A 17,265-nucleotide genomic window follows, 5' to 3' on the forward strand; every position below is an offset into this window, starting at 1 on the left:
TCCGACCGGGAAAGGCGCATCGCATGACCGGCATCATCATCCGCAACCTGTCCGACCAGCTCGTCGATCTGGTCCGCGACCGCATCCTCGCCGGTACGGTCGAACAGGACCGCGCGATTCGCCAGGATGCGCTGGCCGCCGAGCTGGGGGTCAGCAAGATCCCGCTGCGCGAGGCGCTGACCCGGCTCGAGCAGGAAGGGCTGCTGCGCTCGCGCGCCAACCACGGCTATTTCGTCCGCGAACTGACGATCGCCGAGGCGGAGGAAGTCTATGCGCTTCGCCTCCGCCTGGAACCCGAGGTAGCGGCGTTGGCGGCGACGCGCGCGACCGACGACGAGCGCGAGACGGCGACGCGGACGCTGGCCCGGCTCGACGCGGTGACCAACGCGCATGGCGACGGGGTCGGTGCGTTCAACCGCGCCTTCCACCTCGCGCTGCTGCGCCCGTCGCGCCAGCCGATCACGACGACGATGCTGGAGCGGCTGCACGTGCTGGGCGAGCGTTACGTGCGCAAGCATCTCGAACCGCTGGGCCGCGACCAGCGCGCGAACGACGAACATGCCCATCTGCTCGACCGCTGGCTGGCGCGCGATGCCGCCGCCGTGCGCGATGCGATGTATGCGCATATCGAACAGACGGTCCTCGACCTGCGCGGCCAGTTCCAGCCGGACGCGCCGACGATCTGAACCGCCGCTGCCGGCCTGCATGTGCACGCCCCCTCGGCACGACCGAACCAAAGCCAAAATGCGCAACGTCTGCATCGAAAGCATAGCCATCGCCGCATCACCGCAATTATCATACGCGTACATCGTATAATATATTTGATGAATCGCTTCTGATGTGTATTCTTCCCCCGATAACAACGGGGGGTGACGATGCGACAGATGACGAAATTGCTGGCATCCGGTGCGATGACTGCGCTGGTGCTGGGCTGTGCCGTTCCGGCGGTGGCGCAGGTGACGACCGATGGACCGGTGGCCAGCGACGCGGGCGCGGATGAAGGGGAAACCATCACCGTCACCGGCACGCGCCTTGCCCAGCCGGGCGTGGCCAGCAACAGCCCGATCACGACGGTAGGTGCCGAGGAAATCCGCTTGCAGGGCGCGACCAATATCGAAAGCGTGCTCAATCGCCTGCCGCAGATCACGCCCGACGCGAATGAGAATGTGTCGAACGGGTCGGACGGCACGGCCCGCGTCAACCTCCGCAACCTCGGCAGCAACCGCAACCTCGTGCTGGTCAATGGGCAGCGTCTGTTGCCGATCCAGGCGACCGACCTGAACTTCATCCCGTCGTTCATGGTGCAGCGGGTCGACGTCGTGACCGGCGGCGCGTCCGCGGTCTACGGGTCGGACGCGGTGTCGGGCGTCATCAATTTCGTGCTGCGCGACAATCTGAACGGCGTGAAGACCGACGTGCAATACGGGTTTTCGGCGCACCATAACGACAATGCCGTCAACCGCGCGCGCGTAGTCGGGGCCGGGTTCAGCCCGGCGCTGCGCACCCCGATCGACGGCCAACGCTTCGATGCGAACATCGCGCTGGGCGCCAATTTCGCCGAGGATCGCGGCAACGTCACCGCCTATTTCGGCTATCGCGACGTGAAACCGATCCTGCAATATAATCGCGACGTGTCGGCCTGCGCGCTCGACCCGGTGTTCTCGGGCACGCCATCGGCCGCGACCTCGCTGACCTGCGGCGGATCGTCGAACAACCAATATGGCCGGTTCGTGCCGCTGCGCTCGGGCATTGCCGCCGGCGGGTACAACAACACCAAGGATGGCGAGAAGACATGGGTCCAGTACAATCCCAGCTTCCGCTACAATTACGCACCGCTCAACTATTTCCAGCGCAACGATACCCGCTTCACCGCCGGTGCGTTCGCCAAATATGAGGTGAACCCGGCGGTCGAAATCTATGGCAGCTTCATGTTCATGGACGATCGCACCAATTCGCAGATCGCGCCATCGGCACTGTTTCAGGGCTATCCTTATTCGATCAACTGCAACAACCCGTTGATGAGCGCGCAGCAGGCGACCTTGCTGTGCGGTGCGGAGGCGGCAGGCACCAACGTCAATCAGGACGTCTATATCGGCTATCGCCCGGTCGCCGCTCCGGCCCAGCCGCGCCGTGACGATTTGCGCCATACCGACTATCGCGTCACCGGCGGCTTCCGCGGCGAACTGGCGCCCGGTATCCGCTACGACGCCAACGCGCTATTCTCGACCGTCATCTTCAACGAAACCTATCAGAACGATATCGACCCGCAACGCGCCAACCGCGCGCTGAAGGTCGATCTGGTCAATGGCGTGCCGACCTGCCGGTCAGTGATCGACGGGTCGGACCCAACCTGCGTCCCGCTCAACGTCTTCCAGTTCGGCGGGCCGACCGCGGCGGCGCTGAACTATGTCTATGCCCCGACCAGCACCGAGGGGCTGGACAAGGAAACGGTCCTGTCGGGCACGCTGACCGTCGACGGCGGCGAATATGGCGTGAAGCTGCCTTGGGCAGATAGCGGGATCGGCGCGGTCTTCGGCGTCGAGCATCGTCGCGAGAGCCTGGAATTCCGGGCCGATGCGCTGGCGATCGCCAAGGGGACCAAGGAGATCGAAGGCGGGTTCAACGTGACCGAAGGGTTCACCGAAATCCGCGTCCCGATCGTCGAGGAACGGCCTTTCTTCAAGGAATTGTCGCTGACCGGCGGCTATCGTTTCTCGAAGTACAGCACCAACAGCGACGGCATCTCGACCTACAAGGGCGAAATCGCCTGGGCCCCGACGCGCGATATGCGCCTGCGCGGCGGATACAACCGCGCCATCCGTGCGCCCAACATTTCCGAACTGTTCGGCGCGCAGAGTCCGGGCAACGTGACGACGCAGGACCCTTGCGCCGGTGCCAGCCCCGCGGCGACGTTGCAGCAGTGCCAGAATACCGGCGTCACCGCCGCGCAATATGGCAACATCATCGAATGCCCGAGCGAGCAGTGCACCGGCTTCTTCGGTGGCAATCCGGCGCTGCGCCCGGAAGAGGCGGACACCTATACCGCCGGGCTGGTGCTGACCCCGCGCTTCGCCAAGCGGCTGATGCTGTCGATCGATTACTTCAACATCAAGGTGAAGAACTATATCGGCGTGATCCCGGTCACGCTGACGATCAGCCAGTGCATTTCGACCGGCGATCCGTTCTTCTGTTCGCTGTTCAACCGCAATCCGCGTAACGGCGTGTTGTTCGGCGGCGATGCGACGACCGCGGGCTTCGTGACGTCGACGACGCAGAACACCGGGTCGCTCGCCACCAGCGGCCTCGATCTGGGCGTCAGCTACGGCGTGGATACGGCTATCGGCGGGTTCAGCGTCGACATGGTCGGCACGTGGCTGCGCGACCTGACCACCGAACCGCTGCCGGGTCTGGGTTCCTATGACTGCAAGGGGCTGTTCGGCGGCACCTGCGGCCAGCCGAGCCCCGAATGGCGGCACCAGGCGCGCTTCACCTGGACGTCGACCGACGACAAGGGCTCGATCTCGCTGAACTGGCGCTACATCGGCCCGGCCAGCCTGTCGTTCAACACCAGCGATCCGTTCCTGCAAGGGTCGACCTATGTCGTGAATTCGCGCCTGCCGGTCGCCAATTATTTCGACCTTGCCGCAAGCGCTTCGGTGATGAAGGACGTGTCGCTGCGCATCGGCGTCAACAACCTGCTCGACCGCGATCCGCCGGCGATCGCGCAGGGCGTGCTGGCGTCGTTCGGCAACGGCAACACTTATCCGGGCGTGTACGACGCCAATGGGCGGACCTTCTTCGTCGGCCTGTCGGCCGAATTCTGACGAAGGATAGCGGCGGCCGGCATCCGATGGGTGTCGGCCGTCCGCGAATGGAGAAGATGCAATGATCGGTCGCGTGGCGCTTGCCGTGTTGGTGTCCACGCTGGCGATCGCGACGGCGACGGCACAGACCCCTGCGGCCGGGACGGCGGTGCCCGCCGAATGGGAGCGGCCGGAGGTGATCCGCATCGGGGCCGAGCCGATGCATGCGACCTTCGATGGGTATGAGACGCGGGCGCTGGCGCTGCGCGACGATCCGGCGCGGTCGCGCTATCATCTGTCGCTCGACGGGCAGTGGCGCTTCCGCCGGTCGCCGACGCCGGAGACGCGGCCGGTCGGGTTCGAGCGGCCCGACTATGACGTCGGTGGCTGGGGCAGCGTCGCGGTGCCGGGAATCCTGCAGGCCGAGGGGCAGGGCACGCCGGTATTCGTCGGTTCGGGATATCCCTTCCCGATGAACCAGCCGTGGATCGACCACCGGCTGAACGAGGTCGGGTCGTATCGCCGCGAGGTGACGGTGCCGTCACATTTCGCCGGGCGGCGGATGCTGCTGACGATCGGTGCGGCGGGGGCGGCTTATTATCTATGGGTGAACGGGCAGCGGATCGGCTATTCCGAGGATTCGAAGCTGCCCGCCGAATTCGACGTGACGGCGGCGATGCGCCCGGGGCGCAACACGGTCGCGATCGAGTTGTATCGCTATGCCGATGGCAGCTATCTGGAAGATCAGGATTTCTGGCGCGTCAACGGGATCGAGCGCAGCGTCACGCTGTATGCCGCGCCGCCGACCCATCTGCGCGATATCGATGTGCGCGCCGGCCTGTCGAACGGCTATCGCGACGGGACGCTGGCGCTGAACGTCGCGGTGGCGGGGGCGGCGAACGGCATGCGGGTGCGCGCCAGCCTGCTCGATGGCGCGCGTGCACTACTGACGCGCGAAGGGGGGCCGGATGCCGCGCGCATCGTCCGCCTGACGGGCGACATCCCGGCAGTGCGCGCGTGGAGCGCGGAGACGCCCGAACTCTATACGCTGCTGATCGAACTGCTCGATGCGAAGGGCCGCGTCGTCGAGGCGACCAGCCGCCGCATCGGCTTCCGCACCGTCGCGATCGACGGGGGCGAGGTGCGCGTGAACGGGCGGCGGATCATGATCCGCGGCGTCAACCGGCACGAGCATGACCCGCACAGCTTCCGCATCGTGTCCGAAGCGACGTTGCGCCGCGATCTGGAACTGATGAAGGCAGCGAACGTCAACGCGGTGCGCACCTCGCACTATCCCAATGATCCGCGCCTGTACGAGTTGGCCGATCAGGTTGGGCTGTATGTGATGGACGAGGCCAATATCGAGAGCCACGGCTATCTGTCGCAGGCGCAGCAGAATGGCGATCCCGAACATACGCTGCTCGGCTACAAGCCCGAATGGAAGGCGGCGCATCTCGACCGGGTCGAACGGATGGTCGAGCGCGACAAGAACCATCCCTCGATCATTTTCTGGTCGCTGGGCAACGAGACCGGCGTCGGCAGCAGTTTCGAGGCGGCGGCGCAGTGGGTGAAGGCGCGCGATACGACGCGGCTTATCAGTTTCCTCGGCCACAGCATGAGCGGGTGGCGACACCCGACCAATAGCTATGTCGATATCTTCGCGCCGATGTACGACGATGTCGAAAAGATGGTCGATTATGCCGAACGAAGCGAATTCACCCAGCCGCTGATCCTGTGCGAATATGCCCATGCGATGGGCAACAGCCTCGGCAATTTTCAGGATTATTGGGACGTCATCCGTCGATACCCGAAATTGCAGGGCGGGTTCATATGGGACTGGGTCGACCAGACGATCATCCGCAAGGATGCGGCCGGGCGCGACTATTGGGCACAGGGGCGCGACTTCGTACCCGATGGCGACGACAGCCCGGTCGGCGACGGCGTGATCCGGTCGGAGCGGACCCCCGATCCCGAATATCACGAGATGGCCAAGGTCTATGCCCCGATCGCGTTCGAACGGGTGGGCGATGGCTATGCGGTGCTGAACCGCCACGACCATATCGACCTGTCGCGCTTCACGCTCGACTATGTGGTGCAGGAGGACGGGCGCGCGGTGGCGACCGGGCGGGTGGACATGCCGGCGGTGGCGGCGGGACAGCGCGCGCCGCTGGCGCTGACGATCCCGCCGGCGCGCGATGCGGGGGCGGAGCGGATGCTGGTGCTGCGCGCGCGGGCGAAGGCGGGGGCGATCCCGCTGGTCGCGGCGGGGCATGTCGTCGGCTATGAACAGTTCGCGCTGTCGCCGCCGCGCGCGTTGGCCGCCCCGCAGGGACGTGCCACGCCGGTCGATGGCGGCGACGTGTTGCGGCTGGCGGCGGGCGATGCGGTGCTGGAGATCGATCGGGCGAGCGGGCTGGTGCGGCGCTATGCGCGCGGCGGCACGACGGTGCTGAGCGGCGGCAGTCCCGATTTCTGGCGCGCGCCGACCGACAACGACATCGGCACCGGCATGACCAAGACCCACCGGATGTGGGAGCAGTTCAGCAATAATCGGCGGCTGGATGCGATCGGGGTCGATGGCGACGCGATCGTCGTGACCCACGATATGGGCGTGGGATCGGTCAAGGTAACCACCCGCTGGACGATGGATGCGACCGGCACGGCGCGCGCAGCGGTACGGTTCGTGCCGCTGCGCGACGACCTGCCCGATCCGCCGCGGATCGGCATGCAGTTCCGCACGCCGCCGATGCTCGACCGCATCCGCTGGTACGGGCGCGGGCCGTTCGAAAGCTATGCCGATCGCAAGACCGCGGCGCTGGTCGGCGACTATGCGGGCATGCTGGCCGAGCAATATCATGGCTATGCCCGGCCGCAGGAATCGGGGACCAAGCAGGACGTGCGCTGGATCGGCGTGACCGGTGCCGGCGGGGCGGGGGTGCGCGTGACCGGCGACCGGCCGCTCGCGGTCAATGCGCTGCCCTTTCCCTATGCCGACCTGATGGAGAAACCGCCGGGCAAGGCGCATAGCAGCGACATCCGCCCGCATGGCGACGGCACGCTGCTGATCGACGTCGCGCAGAGCGGGGTCGGCGGCGATACCGGCTGGAGCACCGACGGCCGCCCGCACATGCGCTACCGCGTGCCGCTGGCACCTATCGAGTGGACGTTCACGCTGAGAGCGCCGGCTGCGCGCTAGAGCAGGATGACATGAGTCAGGCCCGTTCGTCCTGAGTAGCCATTGAGCTTGTCGAAATGGCGTATCGAAGGACCGTTGGTGGCAGGTGCTTCGATACGGGTCTTCGGCTTCGCTCAGCCCCTACTCAGCACGAACGGTTCTGCCTGTTGTCATCATGCTCTAAGCTTGCCTCTCCCTCTCCCGGCGAGCGAAGGTGCCTAACTTGGCGTCAGCGTCACCACCGTTTGCGTCGCCGCCAATGGGATCGTCGTGAAGCCGCGCGCTAGCGTGCCGCGATCGATGCGATAGGCGGAGCCGCCCGCCGGTGCCTCGACCATCAGGTGTGCAGCGGGGGTCGTCGCGCTGGCCCGGTCCAGCGTCAGTTCGATGCGGCGCGTCGCCGGCAGCCAGCGGGCGCGCGCGATCGTGCCGGCGGCCAGCGTGATCCACTGTCCGGCGGGCGCGACGAACAGGCGGGTGCGCGCGCCGTCGCGCGGTTCGATGGTGATCGCGTCCGGCGTCTCGCGCACGATGCCGCCGAAGCCCAGCCAGCCAAAGGTCGCGTCATGGACCAGATAGGTCGCGGCGGCATAGGCGTGGCCGAAATAGCCCATGCCGTAATCGCCGCTATAGGCGTCCCAGCGCATCATGTCGGGTTCGGAGTGGAAGGCGGCGGAGGCGAAGCCGTCGCGATCGACATTGGTGATCCCGCCCATGAAGCCGCCATAGGCGACGCGCAGCAGGTGCAGGTCGGCCGGATTGCGGCGATAGGCATCGAACAGCGGCACCGCGTTCAGCGCCGATCCGTAATGGTGGAGCTGCCGCTCGATCCGCTGGACCTTTCCGCCATAGAGAAAGTCCCAGTAGCGGCGGGCATTGCCGTTATAGCCCCAGTGCGGAACGGTCGGGTCGTAGCCAAGGATGACCTCGCGGGTGACCGCCGCCTCCTTGGCATGGCCGAAATGCTGCATCCATGCATAGACTTCGGGCTGGCCGGTCGAATCCCACGCCATCTCGCTGCCGAATGGATAGGCGAGGGTGCGCCAATGGTCGGCCCGCGCGCGCATCCGGCCTTCGATATCGTCGGCCTCGGCGGTCATTCGCTCGCGCCGCAGGTCGGCGAGGATGTCGAGGAACACCTCGCCCTCCATCTGCCCGAACTGCGCATAATGCGGCGCGTCGCGCAGCATCGCGATCGTCGTGCGATAGGCATGGTCGAGGTAGAAGCGCCAGTCGTGGCGCGTGACCAGCCCGGCATGGTGCCGCGCCAGCCGGTACAGCACCCAGTGCCCGATCGCGACATGCGGATAATTGTACGACCGGCCGAGATCGTCGGCCTGTTTGCGGTCCCATGATGCCCAGGTCGACCAGTCGATGCGCTGGTCGTAAGCGTCGGGGAACGCCTTGGGATCGTAATAGAACAGGCTTTTCTTCACGCCGCCGCCTGGCACCTGCAACTTGCCGAGCACGGTTTCGTCGACCATGCGTTCGAGCTTCGCGACCTCGCCGGCGTCGGGATGGTCGAGCTGCTTCATCATCGCCGCGACCCATGCGCCGGCGCCGCCCTCGTCGCTCATCCCCGCGATCCAGACGCGCTGGTCCTGGGTGACGATGCGGTTCTCGTCGCGGTCATAGGTCAGGATGGCGGGCGCGCGGCGGAACGGGTCGCGGGCGTCGTCATACCATTGGCGAGTGGTCGCGAAGCGGCCGAGATCGGCGGACACCTCGGCGAGCGGCTTGGTGACGTAGTAATGGACGCTCTGCACGCTGCCATCGGCATAGGTGATGGCGACCCGCGCCCGGCCCCATCCGGTGCCGGTGACCCGCCAGCGGTGCCAGCCGCGCGGACCGGCGACCCTGGTCACCGTCAGCGCGTCGGCGGGGGTAACGCTGACCTGCCGCACGGCCTGATGCGTGCGGATGAACAGGTCGGCGGGGCTATCGGTCGGGACGACATAGCCCGGTAGCCCGATGGCTAACGGGCGGCGCTCGGCGATCAGCGTCCCCTCGATGCTCCGGATCGAGGGTGCGGTGACGAGGCGGACGCCAATGCTGCGCGACCCACCCGGCGCCAGCGTGAAGCCGGTGGCCGGGTTCCATGGCTGGCCGGCATCGCCCATCCCGCCGCTGGCGACCATCCAGTCGTAAAAGCCCTCGAACGTCTGCTGGCGCGGGGTGCGATCGGTGAAGATATCCCCGGCAGGTGCGCGCTTGGCATCGTGCAGGATGCGATATTGTTCGAGCGGCGACCGGCCATCGGGCAGGACCAGCAGCGCCGGCCCCTTGCCGTTCAGCCGCGTGACCTGAAGATAGCCGGCATCGTTGCCGATATAGGGATCGACGAAACTGGCCTTCGCATGCGCCGCCTCCAGCGTGCGGTCGGTGATGATGTTGTCGAACACCATCGGCATGCCGAGCGCGCCGATCTCGACCGGGGTCGTGCCGCGGTTGCGCAGCGTGAAGCGCAGCACCAGCGCGCCCCGGTCGCGCAGCCACGTCCGCTCGACGGTCAGCGGCAGGCGGTCGCCCATCGTCGCGGTCATGTCGGCGCGGGCGATCACGGTACCGCCGGGCGGCAAGGCACGGACCGCGACGCGGTGCCGTGCCGAGGAGAAGTCGCGCCATGCGCCACCCGCCGTGCGCAGTCGCATGTGCAGGTCGCCCAACTGGACGAAGCCGTCGCCCTGCCGTTGCTGCGCGCGATCACCGGGGGCGAAGTCGAAGCCCGGTTCGGCGCGTGGGGAGAGGTGCAGCAGCGTCTGGCTGGCAGGGTCGAGCGTGACCGTCAGGTCGCCGACGCCATGGCGGACGGGCGCGGGCGCAACGGCCGGGAGCATCGCCCCGGTACCAAGGACCGCGCCGCCCAGATAAAGTGCCCATTGCCGCATCGCGCTGCCCCCTCACCTCGACCAATCGGTTGACTCCGATCGTCATTGCCCTATCGTATACGATATTATCGGGAGATGGAAATGCTGGTTGGTCGTCGCGCGTTCCTGATGTCGTCGGCGACGTTGCCGGTGTTGGCGCTGCCGGCGGCGGCGCGCAGCATGGCGGCAATGCCGGCGACCGCCAAGCCGTTTCCGCTGTCGGCGGTGCGGCTGCGCCCGTCCGACTATGCGCGCGCGGTGGAGGTCAACCGCGCCTATCTGCTGCGGCTCTCGCCCGACCGGCTGCTGCACAATTTCCACAAGTTCGCCGGCTTCGTGCCGAAGGCGCCCGTCTATGGCGGGTGGGAAAGCGACACGATCGCGGGCCATACGCTCGGCCATTATCTGTCGGGGCTGGCGCTGACCCATGCGCAGACCGGCTGTACCGACTGCGTCACCCGCGCGACCTATATCGTCGGCGAACTGGCGCGGTGTCAGGCGGCGCAGGGCGACGGCTATGTCGCGGGCTTCACCCGCAAGCGCAAGGACGGGACGGTCGTCGACGGGAAGGAGATCTTCCCCGAGATCATGCGCGGCGACATCCGATCGGCCGGGTTCGACCTGAACGGTTGCTGGGTGCCCTATTACAACTGGCACAAGCTCTATACCGGTCTGTTCGACGTCATCGACCATATCGGCCCGAACGAACAGGCGATGGCGATCGCGGTGGCGCTGGGCGGCTATATCGACCGGGTGTTCGCCGCGCTGAGCGACGATCAGGTGCAGGTGATGCTGGCCTGCGAATATGGCGGGCTGAACGAGAGTTTCGCGGAACTGCACGTCCGGACCGGCGATGCGCGCTGGCTGCGGCTGGCCGAGCGGATTTATGACCGGCGCAACCTCGACCCGTTGACGCAGAAGCGCGACCAGCTGGCGAACTTCCACGCCAATACGCAGGTGCCCAAGCTGATCGGGCTGGCGCGGCTGCACGAGATCACCGGCAAGGCCGAGCCGGCAACCGCGGCGCGCTTCTTTTGGGAACGGGTGACGCGGCATCACAGCTATGTGATCGGCGGCAATGCCGACCGCGAATATTTCAGCGCGCCGGACACGATCGCACAGCACATCACCGAGCAGACGTGCGAGCATTGCAACACCTATAACATGCTCAAGCTGACCCGGCATCTCTATGCGTGGCAGCCGGATGGTGCGCTGTTCGACTTCTACGAACGCGCGCATCTGAACCATGTGATGGCGCAGCAGGAGCCGGTGAACGGCGGTTTCAGCTACATGACGCCGCTGATGACCGGGGCGAAGCGCGACTATTCGGCGCGCGATGGTGAGGAATTCTGGTGCTGCGTCGGCACCGGCATGGAAAGCCACGCCAAACATGGCGAGAGCATCTTCTGGACCGGCGACGATATGCTGATCGTCAACCTCTACATCCCCGCCGATGCGAGCTGGGGCGCGCGCGATGCGACGCTGGGGCTGGAGACCGCTTATCCGTTCGACGGCGCGGCGACGCTGAGCTTTGCGACGCTGGGCAGGCCCGGCCGCTTCCCCGTAGCGCTGCGCGTGCCGGGCTGGGCGAAGGGGCGCGAGCTGCTGGTCAACGGCCGGCCGGTCGAGGCGGCGTCGGCGGGCGGCTATGCGATCGTCACACGGCGCTGGCAGGCGGGGGACCGGGTGACGATCCGCCTGCCGCTCGACCTGCGGATCGAGGCGACGCCGGGCGATGCGCAGACGATCGCGGTGCTACGCGGACCGCTGGTGCTGGCGGGCGATCTGGGCCGCGCCGATGGCGAATGGGACAAGCCCGACCCGTCGATGGTCGGCGACGATCTGCTCGCCGGTTTCGCAGTGGTCGCCCCGGAAGAGGCGCAATATGCGACGCGCGGGCTGATCCGGCCGGGCGACCTGAATTTCGTACCCTTCTACCGGCAATATGACCGGCGATCGGCGGTGTATTTCAAGCGGTTCACCGATGCGCAGTGGCAGGTTGAGGAAGCCGCGTTCCTTGCCGAACAGGCGCGGCAAAAGGATCTGGCGGCGCGATCGGTCGACGTGATGCATCTGGGCGAGATGCAGCCCGAGCGCGATCATGCGCTGACGTCGGATATTTCCTATCCGGTCGTCTATCGCGGTCGCAACGGCCGCGACGCGCGCAGCGGCGGCTTCTTCGAATTCACCATGGCGGTGAAGCCGGGGTCGCTGGTGCTGCAGGCGACCTATTGGGGTGACGAGCGCAAGCGCAGCTTCGACATATTGATCGACAATCAGCGGATCGCGACCCAGACGCTCGACGCCGACCGGCCGGGCGCGTTCTTCGATGTCGACTATCCGGTGCCCGAGCCGCTGACCCGGGGCAAGCGGCAGGTGAAGGTGCGCTTCGTGCCGCATGACAAGAACAGCGCGGGACCGGTGTTCGGCGTGCGGCTGTTCACCGCCAAGCCGGGATCGGTCGCGTGAGCGACGCGCAGGTGCGCATGACGCTGGCGGAGGTGCGCGACTATGCGCGCGCCACGCTGACGCGGGTCGGGCTGGCGCCGGCGCATGTCGCGGCGGTTGCCGAGACAATCGTCGCGGGCGAGCGCGACGGCTGCGGCGCGCACGGGCTGTACCGGTTGCTGGTCGCGGCGCATTCGGTGGCGAGCGGGGTGGTGGTGCCCGATGCAATGCCGGTGCTGGAGCAGCGCGCGGCGGGCGTGGTCCGGGTCGACGGACGCGGCGGCTTTGCGCAGCTGGCGTTCGAGACCGGGCGCGACGCGCTGGTCGCGGGGGCGCGGGCCAACGGGATCGCGGCGCTGGCGATCAACAACGTCGTGCATTTCGCGGCGCTATGGCCCGAGGTCGAGGCGCTGGTCGAGCACGGGCTGGTCGCGTTGGCGGTGACGGCGAACCATGCATGGGTCGCGCCGGCGGGCGGTACGCAGCCAGTGTTCGGGACCAATCCGATCGCCTTCGGCTGGCCGCGTGCCGGTGCCGCGCCATTCGTGTTCGATTTCGCGACCAGCGCGATCGCGCGCGGTGAGATCGAACTGCACCGCCGTGCCGGGAAACCGGTGCCGGCGGACTGGGGCCATGCCCCCGATGGCAGCGGCACGACCGATGCGGCGGCGGTGTTGGCCGGCGCGATGCGGACGTTCGGCGGCCACAAGGGGTCGGCGCTGGCGCTGATGGTCGAACTGCTCGCCGGGCCGCTGATCGGCGACCTGACCAGCGCCGAATCGATCGCGTGGGACGGCGGGCGAAAGGGTTCGCCGCTGGGCGGCGAACTGATCCTCGCGCTCGATCCCGCCGGGTTTCTGGGCGCGGCGGCAGCGGCCGAAATGGTGCGCGCGGAAAGCGTGTTCGCCGCGATCGAGGGGCAGGGTGCCCGCATATCGGGCGCGCGCCGCCACGCGCTGCGCCCGGTCAGCGAGCGCGATGGGGTGTCGGTGTCGCGCGCGCTGCTGAGCGATATCGACCATGTAACGGGGGACAGGGCATGACGATCACATTGGCACTGGCGCTGTCGATCGTGGCGCAACCGGTGGCGACCGTTGCCGTACCGACAAGCGACGCGGCGTTCCGGCAATTGTCCGAGCGCGAATATGCGTGGCGCAAGACGCTGACCGGTCCCGGCGAGGATGCCCCGACCAGCAAGAACGCGACGCTGCCCGATGTCGGCCCGGCAGCGCAGGCACGGATGACGCAGCGCTGGACCGAGACGCTGGCAGCACTCGACCGGATCGATCCGGCGACGCTCGGTAGCGCGGCGCGTGACGACTATATCGTCTATCGCGCGCAGATCGCGGCGCTGCTCGCCCGGCAGCGGTTCCGCGATTACGAAAAGCCGCTGAACGCCGATACCAGCTTCTGGATGGACCTGGCGGGCATGGCGCGCGAGACGTATCGCAACGAGGCGGCGTTGCGGCTGTACCTGTCGCAACTGGCCAGCGTTCCGCGCTATTTCGACCAGCAGATCGCCAATATGCGCGCCGGGATGCAGCGCGGCTTCACGCCGCCCCGCGTCACCTTACAGGGCCGCGATGCCGGCGTGCGCGAGGTGGTGCAGGCGGGTGCGAGCGAGGCGTCCCCTTTCTACGCGCCGTTCCGGACGTTGCCCGCGACCATCCCGGCGGCGCGGCAGGACGCGCTGCGCGCCGAGGCGAAGCGGGTGATCGCGCAAGCGGTCGTGCCGGCGCATGCGAAGTTGATGACGTTCCTGCGCGACGACTATATCCCCCATGCGCAGGAAAAGCTGGCGGCGTACGACCTGCCCGACGGGCGCGACTATTATCGCTCGAAGGTCCGCGAATATGTCACCCGCGACCTGCCGCCCGAGGAAATCCATGCGATCGGCCTCGGCGAGGTCGCCAAGATTCGCGCGCGGATGCAGACGGTGATGACGCAGGTCGGATGGCAGGGCGACCTGCCGACGTTCCTGAACCATCTGCGTACCGATCCGCGCTTCTATGCGAAGACGCCGCAGGACCTGCTCGACCGGGCGGCGTGGATTGCCAAGACGTTCGACGGCAAGGCCGCGACCTATTTCGGGCGGCTGCCGCGGATGCGCTTCGCGATCAAGCCGGTCGCGCCCGATATCGCGCCCTTCTATACCAGCGGGCGTGGCGGGCCGGGCATCTATCTGGTCAACACCTATGACCTGCCGTCACGCGGACTTTATTCGTTGCCCGCGCTGACGCTCCACGAAAGCGCGCCGGGCCATGCCTTCCAGATGCCGTTCGCGATGGAGCTGACCGACCTGCCCGAATATCGGCGCAACGAATATATCTCGGCGTACGGGGAGGGCTGGGCGCTGTATTGCGAGGCGCTGGGCGAGGATATGGGGATGTACGACACGCCCTATGATCTGTTCGGCATGCTCAGCTACCAAATGTGGCGCGCGGCGCGGCTGGTGGTCGATACGGGCATCCATTCCAAGGGATGGACGCGCGAACAGGCACAGGCATTCCTGCGCGACAATACCGCATTGTCGAACCACGAGATCACGACCGAGGTCGACCGCTATATCGCATGGCCGGGACAGGCGCTGAGCTATTATATGGGTGAGTTGGCCTTCCTCGACGCGCGGGCGAAGGCGCAGACGGCGCTGGGCGACCGGTTCGACTATCGCGCGTTCCACGACGCGATGCTTAGCCTCGGGTCGGTGCCGCTGCCGATGATCGACGCGCGGGTCGACCGCTTCATCGCCGATGGCGGCAAGGGGCCGTACCCGCTGCCCTAGCAAATCTCCGCCGTCGTCTTGGGTGGGTCGCCGGGCGGTACGCGGGCGGGGTGGCGGTAGAAGACGTCGCCGGGCAGGCGGTGGCGGTCGCCATAGACTTGCGCCAGCAGCGCGAACAGCGTTGGGTCGTAGCGTTGCAGGTCTTCGTCGTTGAGCAGCCGCTGTCCGTCGACGACGATCAGCCGGTTGGTATTGAACCAAAGCTGCGTCCCCTCCGCCCAATATTCGTCGACGGTGGTCGCGGCATATTCGCCGCGCCACGCCCCGCGCGCCATGGCGGCGGCATAGGCGCGTTCGAGCGCGGCATAGAGCGCGGTATCGCGCTGCCGGACGGCCGCCAGGATCGCGTGGGCAAATTCGTGGACGAAATTATTCTCGCCATAATACCAGGTACCGGGCGTGCCGATCAGATTTTCAGCCGGCGCGGTGGTCAGTTGCCCGCCCATGCCGCGCGCGCGGTTGTTCCAGTAATCGCGGTCGCTCAACCGGCCGATCCGCTCGGCATAATGTTTGCGCTCGCACGTCGTCAGCCGCGGATCGTCGGCGGTCGGCTTGGTCCAGTGGCGCTGTTCGGGCAGGTCGACCAGCCCCTCGGTCAACGCGATGATCGCGACGCGATACCCCGACGCCGCCATCCAGCGACGCAGATCGGGGCGGTCGGCGAGCATCGCGATCGCAATGTCGCGTGCGAACAGCAGCGCGTCGTCAGGGACCTTGGCCGACGATACGACCGGAATGCCCCCGGCATCGACATGGCGGGTGTAGAAGGGGTCGAGCCGCAGCGCTGCGGGTGGCGGCCCGATCGTCGCTGCCGCGTAGCGACCGGGGGCGGCGGCGACCGGCACCGCGACCGCCGCCAGCAGCAACGCCGCTAGCGCCCTCATCCGAACGGGCGGTCGATCGATGGCTGTGGCGGGGTGAACCATGCGGCACCGGTTTCGGTCACATGGAAGTGATCCTCCAGCCGGATACCGAAGCGATCGGGGATGACGATCATCGGTTCGTTCGAGAAACACATGCCGGGCGCGAGCGGCGTCCGGTCGCCGCGCACCAGATAGGCCGGTTCGTGGATCGACAGGCCGATACCGTGGCCGGTACGATGCGGCAGGCCGGGCAGGCGATAATCGGGACCCAGCCCTTCGCGTACCAACACCGCGCGGGCGGCGGCGTCGACGTCTTCGCACGGGACGCCGGGCGCGGCGGCGGCGAAGGCGGCGGCCTGTGCGGCATGTTCGATGTCCCAGATCGCGCGAACCTCGTCGGCGACGGGGCCAAAGGCATAGGTGCGGGTGATATCGCTATGATAGCCGCCGACGCGGCAACCGGTGTCGATCAGCACCAGTTCGCCCTCGTTCAGCGCGCGGTCGCCGGGCAGGCCATGGGGAAAGGCGGTGGCGCGGCCGAACTGGACGATGCAGAAATAGGAGGAGCCGCCGCCGATCGCGCGGTGGGCGTCGTCGATGAAACGGACGACTTCGCTGGCGAGGATGCCGGGGCGCAAAATGCGCGCGGCGGCGGCCTGTACCGCCAGCGTCATGTCCTTGGCACTTTGCAGCAAGGCGAGTTCCGCCGGCGACTTGACCATGCGGCAGCCGTCGATCACGGGCGCGCCGTCGGTCAGGGTCAGGCCGTGACGGGCCAGCTTCTGCCCCCATGCGAAGGGGAGCAGCGGATCGACGGCAAGTGTCGCGCCGGCGGGCAGCACGTCCCGGACCAGCGCGGTCGGATCCGCATCCTCTTCCCACAGCAACAGGTCGGCGGCGACTGCCAGATCGGCCTCGAGCGTGCCGCGTTCGAACGCGGGGCAGACGATGCGCGGCGTGCCGGTGACCGGCAGCAGCAAAGCGACCATCCGTTCGCTGGCGCCCCACGGAATGCCGGTGAAATAGTCGAGCGAGGCACCGGTGTGGACCAGCAATGCATCGGCGTTGGCGCGCGCCGTCAGCGCACGGGCCTGCTCGATCCGGTCGGCACGCTCGGCAGCGGTGATCGCCGGGGCAGCGGCGAAGGGCCGGATCGCGGCGAGTTCCGTGGTCGCGGTCGATCCGCCGATGGTCATGCTGGTCTCCTGTCGAACTGCGGGTTCGGGAAGGATCGTCCTAGAACGGATTTCGATAGGGTTGAACCGTCAACAGCCGCTGGCGTCCATCAGGGACGCGCCAAACGGACGGACCGCTTCGAACCGATGCT

9 protein-coding genes are annotated in these 17,265 nt (G+C 67.2%); 6 read left to right on the forward strand and 3 right to left on the reverse strand.

Going from position 1 to position 17,265, the window contains the following annotated elements; all coding sequences use genetic code 11:
* The first annotated feature begins 23 nt into the window (after positions 1–23).
* The 3 genes from ACZ1JS_RS00255 (at position 24) to ACZ1JS_RS00265 (ending at position 6,999) form a co-directional block, all read left to right on the forward strand.
* Entirely contained in the window at positions 24–686 is a 663-nt protein-coding gene (locus ACZ1JS_RS00255) for a GntR family transcriptional regulator (protein WP_465167191.1), read from the forward strand.
* Between the two features lie 198 nt (positions 687–884).
* Entirely contained in the window at positions 885–3,824 is a 2,940-nt protein-coding gene (locus ACZ1JS_RS00260) for a TonB-dependent receptor domain-containing protein (protein ID WP_465167192.1), read from the forward strand.
* Positions 3,825–3,885: 61 nt separating this feature from the next.
* Positions 3,886–6,999: a glycoside hydrolase family 2 TIM barrel-domain containing protein gene (locus ACZ1JS_RS00265; protein WP_465167193.1), complete on the forward strand. Its 3,114-nt coding sequence runs from the start codon at positions 3,886–3,888 to the stop codon at positions 6,997–6,999.
* Between the two features lie 197 nt (positions 7,000–7,196).
* Here the strand turns inward: ACZ1JS_RS00265 and ACZ1JS_RS00270 are convergent, their stop codons facing one another.
* Positions 7,197–9,866, reverse strand: coding sequence for a DUF5695 domain-containing protein (locus ACZ1JS_RS00270; protein WP_465167194.1), 2,670 nt, complete (start codon positions 9,864–9,866; stop codon positions 7,197–7,199).
* 75 nt (positions 9,867–9,941) lie between these two features.
* Between ACZ1JS_RS00270 and ACZ1JS_RS00275 the strand changes: the two genes are divergently transcribed.
* From ACZ1JS_RS00275 to ACZ1JS_RS00285, 3 genes are read left to right on the forward strand one after another with little or no spacing between them, the layout of a single operon-like run.
* Positions 9,942–12,314 carry a beta-L-arabinofuranosidase domain-containing protein gene (locus ACZ1JS_RS00275; protein WP_465167195.1) on the forward strand — a complete coding sequence of 791 codons (2,373 nt, stop codon included), beginning with the start codon at positions 9,942–9,944 and terminating at the stop codon, positions 12,312–12,314.
* A gap of 17 nt (positions 12,315–12,331) precedes the next feature.
* Complete coding sequence (locus ACZ1JS_RS00280) at positions 12,332–13,336, forward strand: Ldh family oxidoreductase (RefSeq protein WP_465168594.1); 1,005 nt, start codon at positions 12,332–12,334, stop codon at positions 13,334–13,336.
* Positions 13,333–15,075: a DUF885 domain-containing protein gene (locus ACZ1JS_RS00285; RefSeq protein ID WP_465167196.1), complete on the forward strand. Its 1,743-nt coding sequence runs from the start codon at positions 13,333–13,335 to the stop codon at positions 15,073–15,075. Before ACZ1JS_RS00280 ends, ACZ1JS_RS00285 begins: the two co-directional genes overlap by 4 nt.
* On the opposite strand, the gene ACZ1JS_RS00290 is transcribed toward ACZ1JS_RS00285, so the two are convergent.
* Positions 15,072–15,959 (reverse strand): glycoside hydrolase, encoded by an 888-nt coding sequence (locus tag ACZ1JS_RS00290; protein WP_465167197.1) that lies wholly within the window; start codon positions 15,957–15,959, stop codon positions 15,072–15,074. The two genes, ACZ1JS_RS00285 and ACZ1JS_RS00290, sit on opposite strands and share 4 nt — an antisense overlap.
* The gene (locus tag ACZ1JS_RS00295) at positions 15,956–17,134 is read right to left on the reverse strand and encodes a M24 family metallopeptidase (RefSeq protein WP_465167198.1); all 1,179 of its coding nucleotides are present in this window, start codon (positions 17,132–17,134) and stop codon (positions 15,956–15,958) included. The genes ACZ1JS_RS00290 and ACZ1JS_RS00295 overlap by 4 nt, the downstream gene beginning before the upstream one ends.
* Between the last annotated feature and the right edge of the window lie 131 nt (positions 17,135–17,265).

It is taken from the genome of Sphingomonas sp. BL-S-05 (assembly GCF_055521695.1).